Source organism: Saccharothrix longispora, assembly GCF_031455225.1.
GTDB classification, from domain to species: Bacteria; Actinomycetota; Actinomycetes; order Mycobacteriales; family Pseudonocardiaceae; genus Actinosynnema; species Actinosynnema longispora.
In genome coordinates this window covers 4,918,739-4,942,500 of the sequence record NZ_JAVDSG010000001.1, presented here as the reverse complement: position 1 = coordinate 4,942,500, position 23,762 = coordinate 4,918,739, and the positions used below count along the sequence as shown (strand labels likewise).

The following is a 23,762-nucleotide window of genomic DNA, read 5'->3' as shown; positions in this document are numbered from 1 at the left end:
GGGACCGGTTAGTCTTTCGGGGCGAAGCTGAGAACTTAAGCGCCAGTAAACGGCGGTGGTAACTATAACCATCCTAAGGTAGCGAAATTCCTTGTCGGGTAAGTTCCGACCTGCACGAATGGCGTAACGACTTCTCGACTGTCTCAACCACAGGCCCGGCGAAATTGCACTACGAGTAAAGATGCTCGTTACGCGCGGCAGGACGGAAAGACCCCGGGACCTTTACTATAGCTTGGTATTGGTGTTCGGTTCGGCTTGTGTAGGATAGGTGGGAGACTGTGAAGCGGCCACGCCAGTGGTTGTGGAGTCGTCGTTGAAATACCACTCTGGTCGTACTGGATGTCTAACCTCGGTCCGTGATCCGGATCAGGGACAGTGCCTGGTGGGTAGTTTAACTGGGGCGGTTGCCTCCCAAAGAGTAACGGAGGCGCTCAAAGGTTCCCTCAGCCTGGTTGGCAATCAGGTGTCGAGTGCAAGTGCACAAGGGGGCTTGACTGTGAGACCGACAGGTCGAGCAGGGACGAAAGTCGGAACTAGTGATCCGGCCATGGCTTGTGGAAGCGTGGTCGCTCAACGGATAAAAGGTACCCCGGGGATAACAGGCTGATCTTGCCCAAGAGTCCATATCGACGGCATGGTTTGGCACCTCGATGTCGGCTCGTCGCATCCTGGGGCTGGAGTAGGTCCCAAGGGTTGGGCTGTTCGCCCATTAAAGCGGTACGCGAGCTGGGTTTAGAACGTCGTGAGACAGTTCGGTCCCTATCCGCCGCGCGCGTAGGATACTTGCGGAAGGCTGTCCCTAGTACGAGAGGACCGGGACGGACGGACCTCTGGTGTGCCAGTTGTCCTGCCAAGGGCATTGCTGGTTGGCTACGTTCGGAAGGGATAACCGCTGAAAGCATCTAAGCGGGAAGCTCGTTCCTAGATGAGGTATCCCACCCTTCGTGGGTTAAGGCCCCCAAGAGACCATTGGGTTGATAGGCCGGAGATGGAAGGCCGGTAACGGCTGGAGTTGACCGGTACTAATAGGCCGAGGACTTGCTCACAAACATGCTACGCATCCACTGTGCGGTTCTGAAAGAACCGAACCGGACCATCATGCCCGATCTGGGTGTGGTGCCTACGGGTTGGTAATTTCATAGTGTTTCGGTGGTCATTGCGGTTGGGGAACACCCGGTCCCATTCCGAACCCGGTAGTTAAGCCTTCCAGCGCCGATGGTACTGCACTCGTGAGGGTGTGGGAGAGTAGGACGCCGCCGAACATTCTTCCCCGAAAGGGCTTGTGGTGGGGGCACAGTCAGATGTGCTCTAACCGCAAGCCCTTTCGGCGTGTCCACAGTAGGAGGAGTTAGTGTCCAGGTTCGGGGATCGACCCGGCGACCGTGAGCGTGGCCAGGGAGACCGACCGCGCCGATCCGACGACGGTGGCCGTTCCCAGGGAAGTCGCAAGCCGAGCACCGGTGACCGTGACGCTCGTGGGGGCGAGCGTCCGAGTGGTTTCCAGCGTCGGGACGACCGGCCGCGCTACGACAAGCCTCGTGGCGGCGACCGACGTGATGACCGCGGCGGTGTCCGCCGCGATGACAGCAGGGGCGAGCGGCCCCGCTACGACAAGCCGCGGGAAGACCGCGGTTTCCAGCGACGTGACGACGACCGCGGTGCCGTCCGCCGCGACTCGACCGACCGGCCTCGCACGGACCGCGGCGATGACCGCGGTGGCTACCAGCGACGCGACGACCGTTCCGGTGATCGGGGCGGGTTCCGGCGCGATGACAGCCGTCCCCGTTTCGACCGGCGCGATGACCGCGGCTCGGATCGTGGCGAGCGCCGTGAGTTCCGGCCGCGCGATGACCGGTCCGGTGACCGTGGTGGTTACCAGCGGCGTGATGACCGCGGCGGTGGCGAGCGCAGCGGTGGTGAGCGCGGGGGTTACCAGCGTCGGGACGACCGGCCTGGTGGTTTCAAGCGCGACGACCGGCCTGGCGGGTTCAAGCGTGACGACCGCAGTGGCGGCGGCGAGCGGCGCGAGTTCCGGCCGCGCGACGACCGGTCGGGTGGGTTCCGCCGCGACGACCGGCCTGGTGGTTTCAAGCGCGACGATCGTCCCGGCGGGTTCAAGCGTGACGACCGAGGTGGGGATCGCGGTGGCTATCAGCGCCGTGACGACCGCTCGGACGACCGTGGTGGTTACCCGCGCCGTGACGACCGGTCCGGTGACCGGGGCGGCTACCAGCGGCGTGACGACCGTGGTGGCGATCGCGGTGGCGACAGGGGCGGTGACCGCGGTGGGTACCCCCGTCGCGATGACCGGTCCGGTGACCGTGGTGGTTACCAGCGGCGTGATGACCGCGGCGGTGGCGAGCGCAGCGGTGGTGAGCGCGGGGGTTACCAGCGTCGGGACGACCGGCCTGGTGGCTTCAAGCGCGACGACCGGCCTGGCGGGTTCAAGCGTGACGACCGCAGTGGCGGCGGCGAGCGGCGCGAGTTCCGGCCGCGCGACGACCGGGGAAGCGACCGGAGCGGTGACAGGGGCGGTGACCGCGGTGGGTACCCCCGTCGCGATGACCGATCAGGCGACCGCGGTGGTTACCAGCGACGTGACGACCGGTCCGGTGACCGGGGCGGCTACCAGCGGCGCGATGACCGCGCGGGCGGCTTCAAGCGGGACGACCGGCGTTCGTACGACAAGCCGCGCGTCGACCGCCCGGATGACAAGCGGGACGAGCGCAGCCGTGAACGGGCCGCGCGGTTCCAGGACCGCATCGCCCAGGGCGACGAGCAGGTCACCGAGGCGACCGTCGCGGAGGTCGGGGGCACCGAGGTCGACGACGTCGAGCCCGTGACCGCCGCTGTCACCGGGAAGCCGGTAACGGACGACGCCGGGACCGGTGTCGAGACCGACGCCGACACCGACGTCCGGGACGACGACGAGGACCGCGAAGACACCGAGGACGAGGTCGACGAGACCGGCGGCCCGGCGGCCGGTTCGGCCGTCCCGGTGGAGGAGCAGCAGGAGCGGGTGTTCACCCGGTCCCGCACGCCCGAGCTGCCGCAGGACGCGGACATCTCCGTGCTCGACCCCGACGTGAAGCAGGAGCTGCGCGGCCTGCCGAAGGGCCTGGCCGAGATCGTGGGCCGGCACCTCGCCGCGGCGGGTCTGCTGATCGACTCCGAACCGGAGCAGGCGCTGGAGCACGCCCGGTACGCGCGTTCGAAGGCGGCTCGGGTGGCGGTGGTGCGCGAGGCGGCCGGGTTGACCGCCTACCACGCCGGCGAGTGGGCCGAGGCGCTGTCGGAGCTGCGGGCGGCGCGGCGCATGTCGCACGGCGCCGGTCACCTCGCGGTGATGGCCGACTGCGAGCGGGCGCTGGGGCGTCCCGAGCGGGCGATCGACCTGGCGCGTGAGGCGCAGGGCCTGTCGCTGTCGCCGGAAGAGGCCGTGGAGCTGCGGATCGTGGCGGCCGGCGCGCGGCGTGACATGGGCGAGCTGGACGCGGCCGTGGTGGCGCTCCAGGGCGACGACCTGGACGAGAAGAAGCGCTTCCCGTGGAGCGCCCGCCTGTTCTACGCGTACGCCGACAACCTGGAGGCGGCCGGGCGGAACGAGGAAGCCGTGAAGTGGTTCCTCAACGCCGCGCAGGCCGACGACGACAACGAGACGGACGCCGCCGAGCGCGCGTTCGACCTCAGCCCGCAGGACTGACACCACAGGACTGACACCACAGGGCACCGCACGCGCGGGAGCGAAGTCACACCGGGAGGCCCGGCACCGACAGGTGCCGGGCCTCCACACTTGTGGGGACGTGTGGTGATGACGGAGGAGGCGCCCGTGCTGCTGGCCCGTTACGACGCTCTGCTGCTGGACCTCGACGGCACCGTGTACCGGGGGCGCGAGGTCGTGCCCGGCGCGGTGGAGGCGGTGGCGGCCGCGCGGGAGCACGGTGTCGCGGTCCGCTTCGTCACGAACAACGCGTCCCGGTCGCCCGAGGACGTCGCCGATCACCTGGACGAGTTGGGTTTCCGCACGAGCGTGGACGAGGTGAGCACGAGCGCCCAGGCGGGCGCGGCGATGCTGGTGGGCCTCGTCCCGGCCGGTTCCGCGGTGCTGGTGCTCGGCACGGACGCGCTGGCCGACCAGGTCCGGGCGCGCGGGTTCGAGCCGACGCGGGAGGCCGAGGGGGCCGCCGCGGTGGTGCAGGGCCTGTCGCAGGAGCTGGGGTGGCGCGAGCTGGCCGAGGCGTGCGTGGCGGTCCGGGCGGGAGCGAAGTGGGTGGCCTGCAACGTGGACGCGACGCTGCCCACCGAGCGCGGCCTGCTCCCCGGCAACGGTGCGCTCGTCGCCGCCCTGCGCACGGCGACGGGCGTCGAGCCCCTGGTGGCGGGCAAGCCGGCGACGCCGCTGCTGGAGCAGGCGGCGAAGTCCGCCGGCGCGCAGCGCCCCCTGGTGGTGGGCGACCGGCTGGACACCGACATCGACGGCGCGGTGAACGCGGGCATGGACTCGCTGCTGGTGCTCACCGGCGTGGCCACCGAGGCGGACGTGGCGGCGCTCGCCGACGCCCGCCGTCCCACCTACGTGGCGGCCGACTTGTCGATCCTGCATCGGCTACCGTGAAACCGTGAGCTTCGAGGTTCCCCTCCCCGGCCCGCCGCGCGACCCCGTGGCCGGGATCGACGACGCCCTGGCGGGTCTCGACGGGCTGGAGCAGTTGGACGTGGTCGAGCACGTGGCCCGCTTCGACGACGCGCACACGGCGCTGACCGCCGCGTTGTCCAGCATCGACAAGGTCTGACCCGGTGCCGCGCAGGGCTCGGCTCGACGCCGAACTGGTCCGCCGCGGGCTGGCCAGGTCCCGGGAGCACGCGAGCCAACTCGTCGCCGAGGGCAAGGTGACCGTCCAGGGCACCGTGGCCACCAAGCCCGCGACCGCCGTGGGGCTGGACACCGCGCTGCTGGTGCGCGACCACGACGACCCGAACTACGCCTCGCGGGGCGCGCACAAGCTCGTCGGCGCGCTGGAGGCGTTCCCGGGCATCGCCGTGGAGGGCAGGCGCTGCCTGGACGCGGGCGCGTCGACCGGCGGGTTCACCGACGTGCTGCTGCGCGCGGGGGCCCGGCAGGTCGTGGCGGCCGACGTCGGGCGCGGTCTGCTGGACTGGAAGCTCCGGACCGACGACCGCGTCGTGGTCAAGGACAGGACGAACGTGCGCGCGTTGACGCCGGAGGACATCGGCGGGCGCGTTGAACTGGTGGTGGCGGATCTCTCGTTCATCTCGTTGAGGCTGGTGCTCCCCGCGCTGGTGGGGTGCCTCGACGAGGAGGGCGACCTGGTGCCGATGGTGAAACCGCAGTTCGAGGTGGGCCGGGAGCGCCTCGGCTCGGGCGGTGTGGTGCGGGACCCGGAGCTGCGCGCCGAGGCGGTGCTGGACGTCGTCTCGGCCGCGGCCGGTCTCGGGCTGCGCCTGCACGGCGTCATCGCCAGCCCTCTCCCCGGGCCGTCGGGCAACGTCGAGTTCTTCGCCTGGTTGCGCCGCGGTGAACCCCTGGACGGGGCTGCCGCCGCCGGGCTCGTGCGCGAGGCCGTCGCGGAAGGCCCTCGGTGAGGGCCCCAACGGAGGGGGACGGCATGGCCCGGGAGATCCTGCTGGTCGTCCACACCGGGCGGCGGAGCAACGTGCTGGTCGCGCAGGAGGTGGCGACGCGGTTCGCGGCGGGCGGCGTGCGGTTGCGGGTGCTGGAGGACGAGGCGCCCGAACTGGACCCGTCCTGCTACGCCGAGGTCGTGATGGCCGACGAGAAGGCCGCCGAGGGCGCGGAGCTGGTGTTCGTGCTGGGTGGTGACGGCACGCTGCTGCGGGCGGCGGAGCTGGCGCGCGCGGCCGGGGTGCCGGTGCTGGGCGTGAACCTGGGCCGGGTGGGGTTCCTGGCGGAGGCCGACTCGGACGCGCTGTACGACGCGATCAGGCACGTCGTGGACCGCGACTACGAGGTCGAGGAGCGGATGACGCTCGACGTGACCGCGTTCGCGGGCGAGGAACTGCTGGGCACCACGTGGGCGCTCAACGAGGCCAGCGTGGAGAAGTCCACGCGGGAGCGCATCCTGGACGTGGTGGTCGAGGTGGACGGGCGGCCGGTGTCGGCGTTCGGCTGCGACGGCGTGCTGGTGGCGACGCCCACCGGTTCCACGGCGTACGCGTTCTCGGCGGGCGGGCCGGTGGTGTGGCCGGACGTGCAGGCGCTGCTGGTGGTGCCGAGCAACGCGCACGCGCTGTTCGCGCGGCCGCTCGTGGTGTCGCCGGCGTCGGTGGTGGCGCTGGAGGTGGACCCGGACAGCTACCCGGCGGTGCTGACGGCCGACGGCCGCCGCACGATCGACCTGCCGGCGGGCGCGCGGGTCGAGGTGGTGGAGGGCGGCACGCCGCTGAGGTTGATCAAGCTGCGGCAGGGGCCGTTCACGGACCGGCTGGTGGAGAAGTTCGAACTGCCGGTGCAGGGGTGGCGCGGGCCGTCCGCGCCGTAGGCGCCGGAGGGGGATCTCCGAGGTAGATCAACAGTGGGACACCCTCCCCCGAACACGCGGTCCGTCGGTATCGCCCAGTAGTGTTCGAGTCGTGCTGGCCGAGATGCGCATCCAGGGCCTCGGTGTGATCGACGAGGCCACCCTTGAACTAGACCCCGGTTTCACCGTGGTGACGGGCGAGACCGGCGCGGGCAAGACGATGGTCGTCACCGGCCTCCACCTGCTGGGTGGCGGCCGGGCGGAGGCGTCGCGCGTGCGCAACGGTGCGGAGAAGGCGGTGGTCGAGGGCCGCTTCCAGGCCCCCGCGGGCAGCCCGGCGGCGAAGGTCGCCGAGGAGGTCGGCGGCGAGCCCGACGACGACGGCAGCGTGATCGCCGTGCGCACGGTGGGCGCAGACGGCCGGTCCCGCGCCCACCTGGGCGGCCGGTCCGTGCCCGTGGGCGTGCTGTCCGAGCTGGCCGAGCAGCTGCTCGCCGTGCACGGGCAGAACGACCAGCTGCGGCTGCTGCGGCCCGCCGAGCAGCGCTCGGTGCTCGACCGGTTCGCCGGTGACGACGTCGCCGCGCCCCTGCGGGCCTACCGGAAGGTCCGCGACGAGTGGCTGCGCGTCACGACCGAGCTGACCGAGCGCACCGAGCGGGCGCGCGAGCTGGCCCGGGAGTCCGAGCTGCTGCGGCACGGCCTGGCCGAGATCAACGCGGTCGACCCGAAGCCCGGTGAGGACGAGGAGCTGGTCGCCGAGGCCCGCCGGTTGGCCGACGCCGACCAGCTGCGGGAGGCCGCGTCCGGCGCGCAGTACGCCGTCGCCGGGTCCGCCGACGGCGACCCGGACACCCCCGGCGCGCTGGGCCTGATCGGCGAGGCGCGCAGGCGGCTGATCGCCTCGGACGACCCGAAGCTGCGCGACCTGGAGCCCCGGCTGGTGGAGGCGGAGACGCTGCTGGCCGACGTGGGCGCGGAGATCGCGTCCTACCTGGAGCACCTGGACGCCGACCCGGCGCGGTTGGAGCAGGTGCTCGCCCGCCAGTCCGAGCTGAAGTCGCTGACCCGCAAGTACGCGGCGGACGTGGACGGTGTGATCGCCTGGGCGCAGGACGCGTCGTCGCGGCTGACCGGCATGGACACCTCCGACGAGGCGCTGGCGGCGCTGGCCGCGCGGCGCGACGAGCTGGCCGGTGAGCTGGCGGTCTACGCGCGCCAGGTGACGGCGGCCCGCACGGTCGCGGCCGAGGAGCTGGGCCGGGCGGTGTCGGACGAGCTGACCGGCCTGGCCATGCCGCACGCCGACATCGAGGTCGCGGTGCGGCCGCGGGTGGCGGAGAAGGGCGACGCCCACGCCGTGGAGGTCGACGGCAGGCCGCTGCACGCCGGCGCCTCGGGCGTGGACGACGTGGAGCTGCGGCTGATCGCGCACCCCGGCGCGCCCGCCCTGCCCGTGCACAAGGGCGCCTCGGGCGGTGAGCTGTCGCGGGTGATGCTGGCGCTGGAGGTGGTGCTGTCGCACTCCGACCCGGTGCCCACGCTGGTGTTCGACGAGGTCGACGCGGGCGTCGGCGGGCGGGCGGCGGTCGAGGTCGGCCGGCGGCTGGCCAGGTTGGCGCGCAGCCACCAGGTCATCGTGGTCACCCACCTGCCGCAGGTGGCGGCGTTCGCCGACCGGCACCTGGTGGTCGACAAGACCGCGGACGGCATCCTGACCCGCTCGGGCGTGCGGAGGCTGGACGAGTCGCAGCGCGTGGTGGAGCTGGCCCGGATGCTCGCCGGCATGGACTCCACCGACACCGGTCGCGCGCACGCCGAGGAGCTGCTGGCGGCGGCGAAGGCCGACAAGGACAGCGCGCCGGTGGTGCGGCGCAAGGGACGCGGCAGGTGAGCCGGCGCCCGCTGGGCGCCGTGCTGCTGGTCGCGGCCGCGGTCGGGGCGGTGGTGGGCACGTTCCTGCCGCTGTTCCGGGAGGGCGCCGACCACGACGCGCGGCTGGGGTTCGTCACGACGGCGTGGGAGACCACGACCGGCGCGGACGGGATCGACGTCGGGCTGATGCTGGGTGTGCGGGCCACCAGGTACGGGGTGCCGATCACGGTCGCCGCCGCGGTGCTGCTGGTCGCCGCCGGCACGTCGCTGCTGCCCGGCCGCCGCGCCGCGCCGGCCCGCGGCGTCGCGATCGGCGGCACGGGCCTGCTGATCGGCTCGGTGTGGACGACGGGCATGGGCGTGGCGTCGTCGGTCGCGTCGAGCGCGAACGACTCCGACGGCTACGTCCAGGAGGTCCGCGAGGGCGTCTGGGTGCTGGTCCTGGCCTCGGTGGCGGCGGTGGTGGGCGCGGTGCTGGTGCACGCCCGCCGGCCCGACCCCGTGCCCGCGGGCCCCGTCCACGTGGTGGGCGGGGACGACGTGGTGGGCGGGGACGACACCGACACCCCGCCCCACGGCATCCCGGTGGCGCGGGTCCAGGTGGCCCGGCTCCCGGAATCCGACTACACCGCCGCCGACCGGCAGCCCTGATCCCGCCCGCCCCCGTGGACCCGTCGGGGGTGGCGCGGGCGCTCCCGGACCGCTTTGCTGGTGGGAGCGGTACCGGTGGTGCCGACGCGATCGGCGAGGAGGACCGACCATGACCCGAGCGGCCCGCCGCACCACCGCGATCGTCGTCCTGGGCGCGGGCGCGCTGCTGGTCGTCCTCGGCTCGCTGCTGCCGCTGTACGGGATGACCGAGGAGTTCGGCGGTGGGCCCGGCGCGGCCTCGGAGGCGCGCACGTACGCCCTGACCGGCTGGGAGTCGGTGGTCGAACCCCCGTTCCGGGTGGAGGGCGTGGAGGGGGTGGAGGGCGTGGACGGCGTGGACGAACAGGACCGCATCCCGGTCTACGGCCACGCGCTCGTGGCGGCCGCCGCGCTCGTCGCCCTCGGGGCGGTGCTGCAACTGCGCCCACCGCGACCGGCCGCGATCGGCCGGAGCACCGCCGTCGCCGGGCTCGGGCTGCTCCTGGGCACCCTGTGGGCGGCGGTGGAGACGACGTCGAAGCTGTTCGGCACGGGCGCCGCCACCCACGAGCGGGAGTTCGTCGGCTCCGGCACGTGGACGGTCCTGGCGGCGGCCGCGCTGGTGCTCGCGGGCGTGGTCCTGGCGCACGAGTGGCCCGTGCCCACGACGGCCGACGGGGAAACGCCCCGAGCGGGTGACGACGACGTGGACACCCCGCCGTTGGGCATCCCGGTCCCGGTCATCGAGGTGCGGCCGATCAACGGGGACGACGTCGACGGCGAACGTCACCCGACCGGGGGAAATCCGTCCACTGTGGAGCCGTGGCCTCGTTGACCAGCCCCGATCCGCTCGGCGTGTTGCCCGCCGAACCGCGCGGGACGTGGGCCACCATCGGGGCATGAAGCTCTCCGGGTTGCTCCACCGCACGCACCACGAGCTGCCGGGCGCCACCGGGGTCGCGCGGGTGGACCGCCGCTCGGGCGACCTGCTGCGCCGGCTGGGTCCCGGCGACATCGCGGTGCTCGACCACGTCGACCTCGACCGCCGCACCGCCGAGGCCCTGGTCGCCGCCGGGGTGGTGGGCGTGGTGAACGCCTCGCCGTCGATCTCCGGCAGGTTCCCCAACCTCGGCCCGGAGCTGCTGGTCGAAGCGGGCGTCCCGCTGGTCGACGCCGTCGGCACCGCCGTGCTGCGCGAGGTGAAGGACGGCGCGAAGGTCCGGCTGCACGAGGGCGGCGTGTTCGTCGGCGACAAGGAGGTGGCGCGCGGCGTCGAGCAGACCGCCGAGTCGGTCGCCGACGCCGTGGTCGAGGCCAAGGCGGGCATGGCGGCCCAGCTGGAGGCGTTCTCCGCGAACACCATCGAGTTCCTGCGCCGCGAGCGGACGCTGCTCCTCGACGGGGTGGGCGTGCCCGAGCTGTTCCTGCCGATCCGCGACCGGCAGGTGCTCGTCGTCTGCGGCGGCCCCCGGCACGCCGAGGAGCTGCGCGCGCTGCGCAGGTACATCCGCGAGCACCGGCCGGTGCTGTTCGGCGTCGAGGCGGGCGCCGACACCCTGCACGCGGCCGGGTACGCGCCGGACGTCATCGTCGGCGACCCCGACGGCATCGGCACCGAGACGCTGAGAGCGGGCTCGGAGGTCGTGGTGCCCGCCCAGGTCGACGGGCACGCGCCCGGCCTGGAGCGCATCCAGGACCTGGGCATCGGCGCGGTGACGTTCCCCGCGTCCGGCAACGCGGAGGACCTGGCGCTCCTGCTGGCCGAGTCGCACGGCGCGAGCCTGGTCGTCACCGTCGGCCTCCGGGCGGGCCTGCGCGAGTTCCTCGACCGGGGCAACGCCGGGTCGACCCCGTCGACGTTCCTGACCAGGCTCAAGCTCGGCGAGAAGCTCGTGGACGGCCACGCGGTGGCCGCCCTGCACCGGAGCGGCGTGTCGACGGGAGTGGTCGTCCTGCTGGTGCTGGCCGCCGTGGTCGCGATGACGGCCGCGCTGGCCGTCTCCGGCGTCGGCCAGGTCTACGTCGACGTGGTGGTCGACGCGTTCCGTTCCGCCGTCGAGTGGGTGAAGGGGTTGTCCGGGTGATCTCGCTGCGCTACCACGTCGTCTCCGTCGCCGCCGTGTTCCTGGCCCTGGCCGTCGGCGTCGTCCTGGGCTCGACCGCCATCAGCGGCCGCCTGCTGTCGGGCCTGACCGACGACAACGGCGCGCTGGGCCGCGAGGTCGCGTCGTTGCAGGAGCAGCGCAACGCCCTGGACGCCAGGGTCGCCGACGCCGACCGCTTCGCCGCCTCGGTCGGACCGCTGGCCGTGGAGGGGCAGCTGGCCGACCGCACCGTGGTGCTGGTGACGGCCGCCGACGCGAGGCCCGAGGACCGCGACGCGCTGGCCGAGCTGCTGCGCGCGGCGGGCGCGACCGTGACCGGGGAGCTCCAGCTCACCGACGCGTTCGCCGACCCGGACAAGGCGGACCAGCTGCTGGGCATGGTGGCCAGGCTGCAACCGGTCGGCACCACGCTGCCCGCCGGTGCGGACCCGGGCACCAGGGCGGGCGGCCTGCTCGGCTCGGTCCTGCTGATCGGCAAGGACACCAACCAGCCGCAGGCCACCGAGGACGAGATCGCCGCGGCCCTGGGCGGCCTGTCCAGCGCCGGCTTCGTCAAACCGGGCCAGGGCCTGCGCCCCGCCCAACTGGCCGTCGTGCTGACGGGCGGACGGGTCGACGGCGAGTCGGCGGGCGACCGCGCCGCCGTGGTCGCCCGCTTCGCCACCCAGCTGGACCGCTCCGGCGCGGGCGCCGTGCTGGCGGGCGGCCAGGGCTCGGCCGAGGGCACGGGCCCGGTGGGCGTCGTGCGCGCGGACACGGCCGCGACCTCCGTCCTCTCCACCGTGGACACCCTGGACCTGGCCGCGGGCCGGGTGGTGACCGTGCTCGCGCTGCGCGAGCAGCTGGAGGGCAGGGCCGGTCGCTACGGCGCGGCCGGCAACGCGGAGGCCCCCGCCCCGGGCGCGTCCGGCTGACACCGGCCCCGGACGGGGCCCGCGGCACCGCCGCCCGGCCCGACGCCGGGCGCTGGGCCGGACGAGTGACCCACAACCGGGCCACCAGCGCGCTGGGTAACGGGCGGCGTGTTAGCGTTAGGGCCCGTGGACAGGGCTGTCAGCCCTACGGAATTCTTGACCACGGGAGCCTCCTTGGTGCAGCAGGCACGTACGACCAAGCACGTTTTCGTCACCGGGGGCGTCGCGTCCTCCCTCGGCAAGGGACTCACCGCGTCGAGCCTCGGTCAGCTGCTCACCTCCCGCGGTCTGCGGGTCACCATGCAGAAGCTGGACCCGTACCTCAACGTCGATCCCGGCACGATGAACCCCTTCCAGCACGGTGAGGTGTTCGTCACCGACGACGGCGCCGAGACCGACCTGGACATCGGCCACTACGAGCGGTTCCTGGCGCGCGACCTGTCCGGTGACGCGAACGTGACCACCGGCCAGGTCTACTCCGAGGTCATCGCCAAGGAGCGGCGCGGCGAGTACCTGGGCGACACCGTCCAGGTCATCCCGCACATCACCGACGAGATCAAGCGGCGCATCCGCGCCATGGCCGAGCCCGGCCCGGACGGCGTCGCGCCCGACGTGGTGATCACCGAGGTCGGCGGCACGGTCGGCGACATCGAGTCGCTGCCGTTCCTGGAGGCGTGCCGGCAGGTGCGCCACGACGTGGGCCGGGACAACGTGTTCTTCCTGCACGTCTCGCTCGTGCCCTACCTCGCGCCGTCCGGCGAGCTCAAGACCAAGCCGACGCAGCACTCGGTGGCGGCGCTGCGCAACATCGGCATCCAGCCCGACGCCATCGTGTGCCGGGCCGACCGCGAGATCCCGGACGCGCTCAAGCGCAAGATCGGGCTCATGTGCGACGTCGACACCGACGCCGTGGTCGCCGCGGTCGACGCGCCGTCGATCTACGACATCCCCAAGGTGCTGCACGGCGAGGGCCTCGACGCCTACGTGGTGCGCCGCCTCGACCTGCCGTTCCGCGACGTCGACTGGACGGTGTGGGGGGACCTGCTCGACCGCGTGCACAACCCGTCCGAGAAGGTCCGCGTCGGCCTGGTCGGCAAGTACGTCGACCTGCCCGACGCCTACCTGTCGGTGACCGAGGCCCTGCGCGCGGGCGGGTTCGCCCACCGCACCAAGGTCGAGATCGTGTGGGTGCCGTCCGACGAGTGCCGGACGCCGTCGGGCGCGTCGCACGCGCTGGCCGGGCTCGACGCGATCCTCGTCCCCGGCGGGTTCGGGGTCCGGGGGATCGAGGGCAAGATCGGCGCCGTCACCCACGCCCGCACGCGCGGCATCCCGCTGCTCGGCCTGTGCCTGGGCCTCCAGTGCCTGGTCATCGAGGCGGCGCGCAACCTCGCGGGCATCGAGGACGCGAACTCGTCCGAGTTCGAGGACACCGGGTCGCCGGTCATCAGCACCATGGCCGACCAGGAGGACGTCGTCGCCGGCGAGCGCGACATGGGCGGCACCATGCGCCTGGGCGCCTACCCGGCGAAGCTCGTGCCCGGCTCGCAGGTGGCGCTCGCGTACGGCGCGAACGAGGTGTCCGAGCGGCACCGCCACCGCTACGAGGTCAACAACGCCTACCGCGACCGGCTGGCCGGGGCGGGCCTGGTGTTCTCCGGCACCTCGCCCGACGGGCGGCTGGTGGAGTTCGTCGAGCTGCCCGCCGACGTGCACCCGTTCTTCGTGGCGACGCAGGCGCACCCCGAGCTGAAGTCCCGGCCGACCCGCCCGCACCCGCTGTTCGCGGCGTTCGTGAAGGCCGCCCTGGACTACCGGCTCGCCGACCGCCTGCCGCTGGCCGGCGGTTCCCTGGAAGTCGCCGCGGGAGCCGTCCAGTGACCCGGCACGAGTTCTCCACGGTGTCGTCGCGCGACGTGCACGTGGGTCGCGTGGTGGCCCTGCGGGTGGACGAGGTCGCCATGCCCGGCGGCGGCACGGCCAAGCGCGAGGTCGTCGAGCACCTCGGCGCGGTGGCGGTCGTGGCGCTGGACGACGACGGCGGGGTCACGCTCGTCCACCAGTACCGCCACCCCCTCGGGCGGCGGCTGTGGGAGCTGCCCGCCGGTCTGCTCGACGCGGGCGGCGAGTCGCCCCGGGAGGCCGCCGCGCGCGAGCTGGCCGAGGAGGTCGGGCTGGCGGCGACCGAGTGGGTGACCCTGGTGGACGTCGCCGTGTCGCCGGGCTTCACCGACGAGGTGGTGCGCGTGTTCCTGGCGCGCGGGCTGTCGGTGGTGGACCGCGACGTCCAGGGGGAGGAGGAGGCCGATCTCGAAGCGCGGACCTTCCCCCTCGACGAGGCGGTGGCCATGGCGTTGGCCGGGGAGATCGTGAACGGGCCCGCGGTGGCCGGGCTGCTGGCCGCGCGCGCGGTGGTGGCGGGCGGTGCGGCCGGGCGTCCGGCGGACGCGCCGTTCCACGACCGGCCCACGCGGTTCGCCAGGCGCTCCGAGCGGTAGCGCGGGACGCGCCCGGCCCTCGCGGCCGGGCGCGTCCCCGCCGCCGGACCCGTCGGGTCCGGCGGCGACCCTGGTGGACAATGTCGGTGTGGGTGTGCGAGCGCGGTGGGTGCCCGGATCGTGGGTGCGCGGACCGTGGGTGCCCGGATCGTGGGTGCGCGGACCGTGGGCGGTGGTCGCGGCGGCGGTGGCCGGGTGCGGGGTGCTGCTGGTCGTCGACCCCAACCAGCCCGGCGCGTTGCTGCCGCCCTGCCCCCTGTACGCGATCACCGGTGTCCAGTGCCCCGCCTGCGGTTCGACGCGCATGGTGCACGCCCTGCTGCACGGGGACCTCGCCGCCGCCTGGCACTTCAACGCGGTCATGCTCGTCGCCGGGCTGCCGCTGCTGGCGTGGCTGTGGGCGCGCTGGTTGCGGGCCCACCGCGCCGGGCGGCCCACGCCGCCGCTGTCGCGCGGGGTGGGCGTGCCCGTCCTGGTCGTCGCCGTCGCGTGGGCGCTGGTGCGCAACCTGGTCGCGACCTAGTCGCGCAGCTTGCGCCCCTGGGCGTCCGTGCCGCCGTTGACCAGCAGGATGATCCCGTCGACCAGCGACCAGATGCCGCACCCGCCGCACGTCAGCAGCTGCGCCACGCCGATCGCGGTGTCACCCATGTAGAACCGCCCGATGCCGAACGGCAGCGCCAGTTGCAGCACGCCCGCCGCGATGCGCGACTTGTCCGACAGCGGCTGCCCGGTCAGCGGGTCCACGCCGTAGGGGGCGTCAGGGCCGTAGCCGGGGTAACCCGGGTGGCCGGCTGCGGGGTACCCCGCGGTGGGGTGGCCCTGCGCGTACGACGTGCCGTAGCCGGGGGTCTGGTAGCCCGGCTGCTGGTACCCGGCGGTCGGCGGCGGGGAGTACGACGGCGGGTAGGACGGGGGCAGGAACACCGGGTGCGGCTGCGGCAGGTCGTGGAACAGCGCCGCCAGTTCCTGCGCCGTCTGCGCGCCCGACGCGTACCCGACGCGCTGCTCGTACTCGCCGATCTCCAGGCGGCCGGCCGCGAAGTGGTCGTTCAACGCGCTGATCGCTTCCTCGCGCTGCTGGTCGCCGATGCGCACCGAGTGTGGTTCCGACACGCGTCAACGCTAACAGCCCGTGGCCGCCGGCCCGGTCGGAACGCGCCGGCCGCCCCGGTTCGCCCCCGGCGGCCGGACGCGCCAGACTGCCCGACGTGGAGCCGGAGAACTCGGGACGAGCGGGAGCGGCCGTCACCGCCTTCCTGGACCACCTGGCCGTCGAACGCGGCACGGCCCGCAACACGCTCGACTCCTACCGCCGCGACCTGCGCCGCTACACCGCGCACCTGGCCGAGCGCGGCGTGACGGACCTCGACGACGTCACCGAGGCCGCGGTGGGGGAGTTCCTGGCCTCGCTGCGCGAGTCCGGGTTGGCGGCGTCCTCCGCCGCGCGCACCCTGGTCGCCGTGCGCGGCCTGCACCGGTTCGCCCACGTGGAGGGCATCACCGCGCACGACCCGGCCCGCGCGGTGCGCCCGCCGCGACCGCCGAAGCGGTTGCCGAAGGCGCTGCCCCTGGACGACGTGCTCCGCCTGCTCGACACCCCCGGCGACCGGCCCGCCGACCTGCGCGACCGGGCGCTGCTGGAGCTGCTGTACTCCACCGGCGCGCGGATCTCCGAGGTCGTCGGCCTGGACGTGGACGACGTGGACGCCGACGAGCGCACCGTGCTGCTGGACGGCAAGGGCGGCAAGCAGCGGATCGTGCCGGTGGGCCGGCCCGCGCTGGCCGCGCTGGAGGCGTACCTGGTGCGGGCGCGGCCGGTGCTGGCCAAGCGCGCCGGCCCGGCGGTGTTCCTCAACGCCCGCGGCGGGCGGTTGTCCAGGCAGACGGCGTGGACCGTGCTCAAGAGGGCCGCCGAGCGGGCGGGCATCACCGCCGAGGTGTCGCCGCACACCCTGCGGCACTCGTTCGCCACCCACCTGCTGGAGGGCGGCGCCGACGTGCGCGTCGTGCAGGAGCTGCTGGGGCACGCCTCCGTCACGACGACGCAGGTGTACACGCTGGTCACGGTCACGACCTTGCGCGAGGTGTACGCGACCGCCCATCCTCGCGCCACCGGCGTCCCCCGTGGCGGCCCGGCCGGCGGCGGTACGGCCGGCGGCGGTACGGCCGGAACATGAGCGCTCCGCGGGTACCGTGGGCGCACGCCGCGCATGCCAGGAAGAGGTCCCGACGAGCCGGAGGTGCCGACCAGGTGCCGAACTTGGACGAGCCCGAGCCCGCCGACATCGAGCTGGGGGCGGTGCTGCACGCGTTGAGCGACCCCACCCGGCTGGCCGTGGTGCGGCAGATCGAAGCCGACGGTGAGCGCCTCTGCGGCGCCCTGATGGTGGACGTCGCCAAGTCCACCCTGTCCCAGCACCTGCGGGTGCTGCGGGAGGCGGGCATCACCCGCACCAGGGCGTGCGGCAACCAGCGGTGGGTGTCGCTGCGCCGCGACGACCTGGACCAGCTGTTCCCCGGGCTCCTCGACGTGGTGCTGCGCGCGGTCGACCGGACCGGCGCGCTGCGCTGAGGGCCGTGCGCGGGTCGCGCGGCGGTCGCGTCGCCGCGGAGGCCGCGTGGAGGACCGGCGGAGAACGCGGCTCGCCCTTCGGCGAGGCGCGTTGCTGGTGGCCCCCCACGCGCCTAGGCTTCGCCCAGGCAGAGGACTAGGGATCGAGAAGGCGAGATGTCGACACCGGAGCACGCGGGCGGACCGTGGGGGGCACCAGCCCCGCCACCACCGCCACGGTCCGGTGTGCCACGGGCCTCGGTCGAGTTGAGTCTCGCCCCGCACGCCGCGCCGCCCGACGAGGAGGCCACCGAGCAGGTGGCGGGCGACATGGGCCCGACCGGCCGCCCGCTGCGCTTCATCCCCGACCCGCCGCTGGTCGCCCGGCACGGCCCGGCGCGCATCCTCGCGGTGTGCAACCAGAAGGGCGGGGTCGGCAAGACCACGTCCACCATCAACCTGGGCGCGTCGCTCGCCGAGTACGGCCGCCGCGTGCTGCTGGTCGACTTCGACCCCCAGGGCGCGCTGTCGGTGGGCCTGGGGGTGCACCCGCACCAGCTCGACCAGACGATCTACAACGTGATAATGGAACGCGACGTCGGCGTGGGCGACGTGATCATGCGCACCCCGGTCGAGGGCATGGACCTGCTGCCCAGCAACATCGACCTGTCCGCCGCGGAGATCCAGCTGGTGTCCGAGGTGGGCCGGGAGCACACGCTCGTGCGCACGCTGCGGCCGGTGATGGAGCACTACGACTACGTGCTGGTCGACTGCCAGCCGTCGCTGGGCCTGCTCACGGTCAACGCGCTCGCGGCGGCCGACGGCGTCCTCATCCCGCTGGAGTGCGAGTTCTTCAGCCTGCGCGGGGTCGCGCTGCTGATAGACACCATCGAGAAGGTCAGGGAGCGGTTGAACCCGAAGCTGGAGATCACCGGCATCCTCGCCACCATGTACGACCCGCGCACGCTGCACTCCCGCGAGGTGATGGCGCGCGTGGTCGAGGCGTTCGGCGAGGTCGTGTTCGACACGGTGATCAACCGCACCGTCCGGTTCCCGGAGACGACCGTCGCCGGTGAGCCCATCACCCGCTGGGCGCCGCGCTCGGCGGGGGCGAAGGCGTACCGCGCGCTGGCGCGCGAGGTGATCGCCCGGTGACCCGACGCCCATCGCTGCCGGGCGCGTCCGAGCTGTTCCGCCTCACCGGGTCCACGCCCGACCTGCCCTCCCAGGAGGTCGGCGACGGCCGGCGGCGCGGGACCGGGCGGGAGAAGCACTCCACGAAGATCACGGTGTACGTGTCCGACGAGGAGCTGCTGGCGCTGGAGCACGCCCGGTTGGAGCTGCGCGGTGAGCACGGGTTGGCGGTCGACCGGGGCCGGGTGGTGCGCGAGGCCATCGCGATCGTCCTGGACGACCTCGAAGGGCACGGCGAGGACTCGCTGCTCGTGCGCAGGTTGCGCGAGCGGTGAGCGGGGACGCGCCTCCCGCCGAGCAGGTCACGCCCCCTGACGACGGCCGCTTCAAGGTCAAGCTGACCAACTTCGAGGGCCCCTTCGACCTGCTGCTCCAGCTGATCTCGCAGCACACGCTGGACGTGACCGAGGTGGCCCTGCACCAGGTCACCGACGACTTCATCACCCACATCCGGGCCCTGGGCGACCAGTGGGACCTGGACGAGACCACCGAGTTCCTGGTCATCGCGGCCACCCTGCTCGACCTCAAGGCCGCCCGCCTGCTGCCCGCCGGCGACGTGGAGGACGAGGACGACCTGGCCCTGCTGGAGGCCCGCGACCTGCTGTTCGCCCGGCTGCTCCAGTACCGGGCGTACAAGCAGGTGGCGGCCCTGTTCGCGGAGCTGGAGCAGGGCGCCTACCGGCGCTACCCCAGGTCGGTGGCGCTGGAGCAGCGGTACGAGGGGCTGCTGCCCGAGGTGATGCTGGGCGTCGACGCGCGGCGGTTCTCCGAGATCGCCGCCGTGGCGTTCCGCCCCAAGCCGCCGCCCACGGTGTCCACGGCGCACGTGCACCAGCACCGGGTGTCGGTCCGCGAGCACGCCGACCTGCTGCGCGAGCGGCTCGCCGAGCTGGGCACGACGACGTTCGCCGAGCTGATCGCCGGGTGCACCGGGACCATGGAGGTCGTGGCCCGGTTCCTGGCGCTGCTGGAGCTGTACCGGGAGAGGGCGCTGGCGTTCGAGCAGCCCGACCCGCTGGGTGAGCTGCGCATCACGTGGGTGGGGAGCGACGAGCAGGTCCGGGCGGCCGGCGGCGACGACGAGGAGGAGTACGGGTGAGCGGGACCGACCAGGCCGGGACGCCGCCGTCACCGGAGCCCGACGTGCCCGAGGACGCCGAGGTCGGCGGGCTGCCGGACCTGGCGGACGACGTCGAGTTCGAGGGCGCGCTGGAGTCCGTGCTGCTCGTGGTGGACAGCCCGATCTCCGAGGAGCAGCTCGCCGGCGTGTTCGAGCAGCCCGTGAAGCGGGTCACGGCGGCGCTGCGCGCGATGGCCGCCCGCTACACCGAACGGGGCAGCGGCATCGACCTGCGTAGAATCGGTGACGGCTGGCGGTTCTACACACGGGACCGCTTCGCGCCATTCGTGGAGAAGCTGCTGCTCGACGGGCAGCGCGCCAAGCTCACGCGGGCCGCGCTGGAGACCCTCGCGGTCATCGCCTACCGACAGCCCGTGACCAGGGCCCGGATCGCGGCGGTGCGCGGGGTGAACGTCGACGGCGTCATCCGCACGCTCGTCGCGCGCGGCCTGATCGCCGAGACGGGCACGGACTCCGACACGGGTGGCATCCTTTACCGCACGACCGAACTGTTCCTGGAGCGGTTGGGCCTGTCGTCACTGGGCGACCTGCCGCCGATCGCTCCCCTGCTGCCCGAAGTGGATGCGATCGACGATGTCTGACCAAGCCTCCGGCTCCCCGGCTCATCCCGACGGGATCCGGCTCCAGAAGGTGCTCGCCAAGGCGGGTATCGCCTCGCGGCGGGTCGCCGAGGAGCTGATCGACCTCGGCCGCGTCCAGGTCGACGGCGAGGTCGTGCGCGAGCAGGGCCGCCGGATCGACCCGGAGACGGCGGTCGTGCACGTGGACGGCGTGCGCGTCGTGCTCAAGGAAGACGTGACCACGCTCGTGCTGAACAAGCCGCGCGGCGTGCTGTCGACCATGCACGACGACGCGCACCGGCCGTGCGTCGGCGACTACCTGGCCAACCGCAAGGAGCGCCTGTTCCACGTCGGCCGGCTGGACGCGGACACCGAGGGTCTGCTGCTGCTGACCAACGACGGCGACCTGGCGCACCGGCTCATGCACCCGTCCTACGGCGTGTCGAAGACCTACCTGGCCGAGGTGCCCGGGCCGATCCCGAGGGACCTCGGGCGCACCCTGCGCGCCGGGATCGAGCTGGAGGACGGGCCGATCAAGGTCGACTCGTTCAAGCTGATCTCGGCCATGCCCGGCAAGGCGCTGGTGGAAGTGGTCCTGCACGAGGGGCGCAAGCACATCGTGCGCCGGTTGCTGGAGCACGTCGGTCACCCCGTGGAGCACCTGGTGCGCACGGCCGTGGGCGAGGTCCGGTTGGGGAACCAGCGGCCCGGGTCCATGCGGGTGCTGAACCGGCAGGAGGTCGGGTCGCTGTACAAGGCCGTCGGCCTGTAGGGGCCGACCGCCCGTCGTGGCGGGACACCGGCCGCCGGTGTCCCAAGAGGACTGTCGGCCCGGGCGCGGGACGTGGCGCCCGGCCGGTCGGAGCAGGACGGCGGGGGACCGGTGTCCGGGGTGCGGCTCGTCCCCCCGGCGTCCCCCGCGGATCACCCGGACGCGGTGGCGGGAGCACGTCGAGGACCGCGCGCGCCGCTCGTCGCGCGGCGGCGCCGATGCGAATCGCAAGATCACATCATGAAGTTTTCCCGCCACTCATTGTGGCGAACCGATTCACTCTCTAGATTGAGCCGGGTTGGCTGGGGTTGATCAACTGGGAAGAGGCGTTGCGCGTGCGTGCGCTCACCCGAGGACTGCTCGGTGTGGCCGGGTTCCTCCTCGTATGGGAGCTGTTCGGCCGGTCCCGACTGGTTCCCTCGGAGTACTTTCCGCCGCCGTCCGTAGTAGCGGTGGAACTCGTGAAGTTGTTGGGCGACGAGGCTTTCCTGCGGGACGTCCTCGCGACGGTCCTCGCACTCCTCATCGCCGTGGCGTTGTCGATCGGGATCGCCGTCCCGCTCGGTCTGGTGCTGGGCTCCGCGCCGTCGGTCCGCCACGCCACCCGCGCGGTGGTGGAGTTCCTGCGGCCGATCCCCTCGGTTGCCCTGATCCCGCTGGCGATCGTGCTGCTGGGCATCGGGCCGGAGACCAAGATCAGCCTCGCGGTGTACGCGGCGATCTGGCCCATCCTGTTCAACACGATCTACGCGTTGGACGAGCTGGACCCCCTGCTCGTGGAGACGGCCCGGGTGTTCGGCTCCGGCCGGGTCCGGGTGCTGTTCTCCGTGGCGCTGCCCAGCGCCCTCCCGTTCGTCTTCACGGGCATCCGGCTCGCCGCCACCACCTGCCTGGTGGTGCTGGTGAGCGTGGAGCTGCTCGCGGGCGGCTCGGGCGGGCTCGGGCAGTTCATCATGGAAGCGCGCAGCGGCGCCGGTCGGATGGACCTGGTCCTCGCCGGGACCGCGGTCGCGGGCATCCTCGGCTACCTCCTCAACGAGGGGCTGGAGCGCGCGCAGCGCCGCTGGGTCGCCTGGAGCGCGGTCACCCCGGGAGGTGGTCGGTCGTGAACCGGTTCGTGCAGCGCTGGGGCGTGTTCGTGGGCCTCGTCGTGGTCTGGGAGCTCGTCACCTGGTACGCGGACGACCCGTTCTTCCCGCGGCCGACGGTGATCGCGGAATCGGCGCGGGAGCTGTGGTTCACCGGGCCGTTGAACACGCTGTTCCTCACCGACACGGTGTTCGAGCACGTGTTCCCGAGCGTCGGCCGGCTGCTCGCCGGCTGGGCGATGGCCGCCGTCATCGGCATCTCGCTCGGCGTCGCCCTGGGGCGCTCGCCCAAGGGCATGCAGTACGCGGGTCCCCTGCTGACCTTCATGCGCTCCATCCCCCCGCCCGCCCTGGTGCCGGTGTTCCTGCTGCTGTTCAACGTCGGCACCCAGATGCAGCTCGTCACGATCGTCTTCGGCGTGCTGTGGCCGATCCTGCTCAACAGCGTCGACGGCGCCCGCTCCGTCGACGCGACGAAGTACGAAACCTCGGCGGTGTTCCGCATCCCCAAGCCCCAGTGGGTCCTCGGCGTCGTCCTGCCCTCCGCGGCGCCGAAGATCTTCGCCGGGCTGCGGGTTTCCCTGTCGCTGTCCTTGGTGCTCATGGTCGTGTCCGAACTCGTCGGCACCGACAACGGGATCGGGTCGCAACTCCTCGTCGCACAGCGGGAGTTCGACTTCCCCGACATGTGGGCCGGGATCATCCTCCTGGGTGTCCTCGGCTACGCCCTCAACACCGTGCTCCTCGCGTTCGAGCGCAAAGCCCTTGCGTGGCAACCGAAGCAGGAGCGCACCCCCGCGACGGTGGAGGAAAAAGTATGACCGCGATGCTCGAAGTGGCCGACCTCGGCCACACTTACCAGGCCAAGGACGGCGCGCACACCGCGATCGCCGGCCTCACGTTCACCGTCGGCGCAGGCGAGCTGGTCTGCGTCGTCGGCCCGTCCGGCTGCGGCAAGTCCACGCTGCTGCGCACCATCTCGGGCCTGATCCGACCCACCAAGGGCGACATCAGCCTGCACGGCAACCAGGTCAAGGGCGTGCCCGACGACCTCGCCGTGGTGTTCCAGGACTACAGCCGCTCGCTGTTCCCGTGGCTGACGGTGCAGAAGAACGTCGAGTTCCCCCTGCGCCGCAGCCTCGGCCGGTCCGAGCGGAAGGCCCGCGCGGCCGAGGCCCTGGAGTGGGTCGGCCTGGCCGGCGCGCAGCGCAAGTACCCGTGGCAGCTCTCCGGCGGCATGCAGCAGCGCGTGGCCATTGCCCGCGCGCTCGCCTACCGCCCGGCCCTGCTGCTGATGGACGAGCCGTTCGCCTCGGTGGACGCGCAGACCCGGTTCGAGCTGGAGGACCTGCTGCTCAAGGTCCGCACCGAGCACGACACCACGGTCCTGGTGGTGACGCACGACATCGACGAGAGCGTCTACCTGGGCGACCGCATCCTGGTGCTGTCGACCTCGCCCGCGTCGGTGGTGGCCGACCTCAAGGTGGACCTGCCCGCGCAGCGGGACCAGATCACGACCCGCGAGTCCGACGAGTTCGTCGCGCTGCGGGCCGAGGTGGCGCGCCTGCTCAACGTCGGCAAGACCTCGCGGGTGATCCGCTCGCGTCGCACGGCCGACGACGAGGCCGCGCGGTGGGCCGAGGCGGAGCGCGCCGAGACCTCGCGCGCCGAGGCCGAGGAACGCGCTACGACGTGAAAAACCTTCGCATAGGGTAGGGACACCAGCGGCGGGCGATCCGCGGCGCACCGGGCCTCTCAGGGGCCGCGCCGGGGGTCGCCCGTTGTCGTGCCCGGCTTTCCCGCGCCGTCCGGGGATCATTTCCGACCGATGCGCCCGACGTATTTCGACGACGGTCGTTCGCAACGATTCGACATCTTTCCGCGAGGCGGCCGATCGGCCCGGGGATCACGCAGCGTGGTTTGTGTGTGGG

25 protein-coding genes and 2 rRNA genes (1 of these 27 cut by a window edge) are annotated in these 23,762 nt (G+C 72.8%); 26 read left to right on the top strand and 1 reads right to left on the bottom strand.

Features of this window, described 5'->3' with window-relative positions; all coding sequences use genetic code 11:
* The 16 genes from J2S66_RS20190 to J2S66_RS20115 all read left to right on the top strand — a co-directional run.
* Positions 1 to 1,046, top strand: a 23S ribosomal RNA gene (locus J2S66_RS20190); it begins 2,038 nt to the left of the window's first position.
* Positions 1,047 to 1,145: 99 nt separating this feature from the next.
* A 5S ribosomal RNA gene (rrf, locus tag J2S66_RS20185) occupies positions 1,146 to 1,262 on the top strand.
* Positions 1,263 to 1,538: 276 nt separating this feature from the next.
* The gene (locus tag J2S66_RS20180) at positions 1,539 to 2,843 is read left to right on the top strand and encodes a hypothetical protein (RefSeq protein ID WP_310308733.1); all 1,305 of its coding nucleotides are present in this window, start codon (positions 1,539 to 1,541) and stop codon (positions 2,841 to 2,843) included.
* The gene (locus tag J2S66_RS20175; protein WP_310308731.1) at positions 2,840 to 3,703 is read left to right on the top strand and encodes a tetratricopeptide repeat protein; all 864 of its coding nucleotides are present in this window, start codon (positions 2,840 to 2,842) and stop codon (positions 3,701 to 3,703) included. The genes J2S66_RS20180 and J2S66_RS20175 overlap by 4 nt, the downstream gene beginning before the upstream one ends.
* 108 nt (positions 3,704 to 3,811) lie before the next feature.
* Complete coding sequence (locus tag J2S66_RS20170) at positions 3,812 to 4,615, top strand: HAD-IIA family hydrolase (protein ID WP_310308730.1); 804 nt, start codon at positions 3,812 to 3,814, stop codon at positions 4,613 to 4,615.
* A gap of 4 nt (positions 4,616 to 4,619) precedes the next feature.
* Entirely contained in the window at positions 4,620 to 4,793 is a 174-nt protein-coding gene (locus tag J2S66_RS20165; protein ID WP_306749421.1) for a hypothetical protein, read from the top strand.
* A gap of 4 nt (positions 4,794 to 4,797) precedes the next feature.
* Entirely contained in the window at positions 4,798 to 5,604 is an 807-nt protein-coding gene (locus tag J2S66_RS20160) for a TlyA family RNA methyltransferase (protein ID WP_310308727.1), read from the top strand.
* 23 nt (positions 5,605 to 5,627) lie between these two features.
* Positions 5,628 to 6,521, top strand: coding sequence for an NAD kinase (locus J2S66_RS20155; RefSeq protein ID WP_310308726.1), 894 nt, complete (start codon positions 5,628 to 5,630; stop codon positions 6,519 to 6,521).
* 91 nt (positions 6,522 to 6,612) lie between these two features.
* Entirely contained in the window at positions 6,613 to 8,394 is a 1,782-nt protein-coding gene (gene recN / locus J2S66_RS20150) for a DNA repair protein RecN (RefSeq protein WP_310308725.1), read from the top strand.
* Positions 8,391 to 9,026, top strand: a complete 636-nt coding sequence (locus J2S66_RS20145) for a hypothetical protein (RefSeq protein WP_310308724.1) — start codon at positions 8,391 to 8,393, stop codon at positions 9,024 to 9,026. The genes recN and J2S66_RS20145 overlap by 4 nt, the downstream gene beginning before the upstream one ends.
* Positions 9,027 to 9,135: 109 nt before the next feature.
* The gene (locus tag J2S66_RS20140; RefSeq protein ID WP_310308723.1) at positions 9,136 to 9,840 is read left to right on the top strand and encodes a hypothetical protein; all 705 of its coding nucleotides are present in this window, start codon (positions 9,136 to 9,138) and stop codon (positions 9,838 to 9,840) included.
* Positions 9,841 to 9,904: 64 nt separating this feature from the next.
* Complete coding sequence (steA, locus tag J2S66_RS20135) at positions 9,905 to 11,089, top strand: putative cytokinetic ring protein SteA (RefSeq protein ID WP_310308722.1); 1,185 nt, start codon at positions 9,905 to 9,907, stop codon at positions 11,087 to 11,089.
* Complete coding sequence (locus J2S66_RS20130) at positions 11,086 to 12,024, top strand: copper transporter (RefSeq protein ID WP_310308720.1); 939 nt, start codon at positions 11,086 to 11,088, stop codon at positions 12,022 to 12,024. The genes steA and J2S66_RS20130 overlap by 4 nt, the downstream gene beginning before the upstream one ends.
* Before the next feature lie 177 nt (positions 12,025 to 12,201).
* Positions 12,202 to 13,905 (top strand): CTP synthase, encoded by a 1,704-nt coding sequence (pyrG, locus tag J2S66_RS20125; RefSeq protein WP_374726101.1) that lies wholly within the window; start codon positions 12,202 to 12,204, stop codon positions 13,903 to 13,905.
* Positions 13,902 to 14,522: an NUDIX domain-containing protein gene (locus J2S66_RS20120; RefSeq protein ID WP_310308718.1), complete on the top strand. Its 621-nt coding sequence runs from the start codon at positions 13,902 to 13,904 to the stop codon at positions 14,520 to 14,522. The genes pyrG and J2S66_RS20120 overlap by 4 nt, the downstream gene beginning before the upstream one ends.
* 88 nt (positions 14,523 to 14,610) lie before the next feature.
* Entirely contained in the window at positions 14,611 to 15,045 is a 435-nt protein-coding gene (locus J2S66_RS20115; protein ID WP_310308717.1) for a DUF2752 domain-containing protein, read from the top strand.
* On the opposite strand, the gene J2S66_RS20110 is transcribed toward J2S66_RS20115, so the two are convergent.
* Positions 15,042 to 15,638 (bottom strand): DUF1707 domain-containing protein, encoded by a 597-nt coding sequence (locus tag J2S66_RS20110; protein WP_310308715.1) that lies wholly within the window; start codon positions 15,636 to 15,638, stop codon positions 15,042 to 15,044. The two genes, J2S66_RS20115 and J2S66_RS20110, sit on opposite strands and share 4 nt — an antisense overlap.
* Before the next feature lie 95 nt (positions 15,639 to 15,733).
* On the opposite strand from J2S66_RS20110, the gene xerD reads away from it, so the two are divergent.
* The 10 genes from xerD to J2S66_RS20060 all read left to right on the top strand — a co-directional run bounded on the left by xerD (position 15,734) and on the right by J2S66_RS20060 (position 23,527).
* Positions 15,734 to 16,702, top strand: coding sequence for a site-specific tyrosine recombinase XerD (gene xerD / locus J2S66_RS20105; RefSeq protein ID WP_310308714.1), 969 nt, complete (start codon positions 15,734 to 15,736; stop codon positions 16,700 to 16,702).
* Positions 16,703 to 16,776: 74 nt separating this feature from the next.
* Positions 16,777 to 17,097, top strand: coding sequence for an ArsR/SmtB family transcription factor (locus tag J2S66_RS20100; RefSeq protein WP_310308713.1), 321 nt, complete (start codon positions 16,777 to 16,779; stop codon positions 17,095 to 17,097).
* Between the two features lie 309 nt (positions 17,098 to 17,406).
* On the top strand, positions 17,407 to 18,231 hold the full coding sequence (locus tag J2S66_RS20095) for a ParA family protein (RefSeq protein ID WP_310314934.1): 825 nt from the start codon (positions 17,407 to 17,409) through the stop codon (positions 18,229 to 18,231).
* The gene (locus tag J2S66_RS20090) at positions 18,228 to 18,545 is read left to right on the top strand and encodes a hypothetical protein (protein ID WP_310308712.1); all 318 of its coding nucleotides are present in this window, start codon (positions 18,228 to 18,230) and stop codon (positions 18,543 to 18,545) included. Before J2S66_RS20095 ends, J2S66_RS20090 begins: the two co-directional genes overlap by 4 nt.
* Positions 18,542 to 19,369: a segregation and condensation protein A gene (locus J2S66_RS20085; protein ID WP_310308711.1), complete on the top strand. Its 828-nt coding sequence runs from the start codon at positions 18,542 to 18,544 to the stop codon at positions 19,367 to 19,369. The genes J2S66_RS20090 and J2S66_RS20085 overlap by 4 nt, the downstream gene beginning before the upstream one ends.
* Positions 19,366 to 19,992, top strand: a complete 627-nt coding sequence (scpB, locus tag J2S66_RS20080; protein WP_374726100.1) for an SMC-Scp complex subunit ScpB — start codon at positions 19,366 to 19,368, stop codon at positions 19,990 to 19,992. The genes J2S66_RS20085 and scpB overlap by 4 nt, the downstream gene beginning before the upstream one ends.
* A complete protein-coding gene (locus tag J2S66_RS20075) occupies positions 19,985 to 20,743 on the top strand; it encodes a pseudouridine synthase (RefSeq protein ID WP_310308710.1) in 759 nt (252 codons plus the stop codon). The genes scpB and J2S66_RS20075 overlap by 8 nt, the downstream gene beginning before the upstream one ends.
* Before the next feature lie 335 nt (positions 20,744 to 21,078).
* Positions 21,079 to 21,852 (top strand): ABC transporter permease, encoded by a 774-nt coding sequence (locus J2S66_RS20070; RefSeq protein WP_310314926.1) that lies wholly within the window; start codon positions 21,079 to 21,081, stop codon positions 21,850 to 21,852.
* Positions 21,849 to 22,652: an ABC transporter permease gene (locus tag J2S66_RS20065; RefSeq protein ID WP_310308708.1), complete on the top strand. Its 804-nt coding sequence runs from the start codon at positions 21,849 to 21,851 to the stop codon at positions 22,650 to 22,652. The genes J2S66_RS20070 and J2S66_RS20065 overlap by 4 nt, the downstream gene beginning before the upstream one ends.
* Entirely contained in the window at positions 22,649 to 23,527 is an 879-nt protein-coding gene (locus J2S66_RS20060; RefSeq protein WP_310308707.1) for an ABC transporter ATP-binding protein, read from the top strand. The genes J2S66_RS20065 and J2S66_RS20060 overlap by 4 nt, the downstream gene beginning before the upstream one ends.
* The last annotated feature ends 235 nt before the right edge of the window (positions 23,528 to 23,762 follow it).

Bases quoted from the DNA above. Each gene is read 5' to 3' on its own strand.
- J2S66_RS20170 (WP_310308730.1), top strand. From the start codon at position 3,812: ATGACGGAGGAGGCGCCCGTGCTGCTGGCCCGTTACGACGCTCTGCTG.
- J2S66_RS20155 (WP_310308726.1), top strand. From the start codon at position 5,628: ATGGCCCGGGAGATCCTGCTGGTCGTCCACACCGGGCGGCGGAGCAAC.
- J2S66_RS20140 (WP_310308723.1), top strand. From the start codon at position 9,136: ATGACCCGAGCGGCCCGCCGCACCACCGCGATCGTCGTCCTGGGCGCG.
- steA (WP_310308722.1), top strand. From the start codon at position 9,905: ATGAAGCTCTCCGGGTTGCTCCACCGCACGCACCACGAGCTGCCGGGC.
- J2S66_RS20095 (WP_310314934.1), top strand. From the start codon at position 17,407: ATGGGCCCGACCGGCCGCCCGCTGCGCTTCATCCCCGACCCGCCGCTG.
- J2S66_RS20075 (WP_310308710.1), top strand. From the start codon at position 19,985: ATGTCTGACCAAGCCTCCGGCTCCCCGGCTCATCCCGACGGGATCCGG.
- J2S66_RS20060 (WP_310308707.1), top strand. From the start codon at position 22,649: ATGACCGCGATGCTCGAAGTGGCCGACCTCGGCCACACTTACCAGGCC.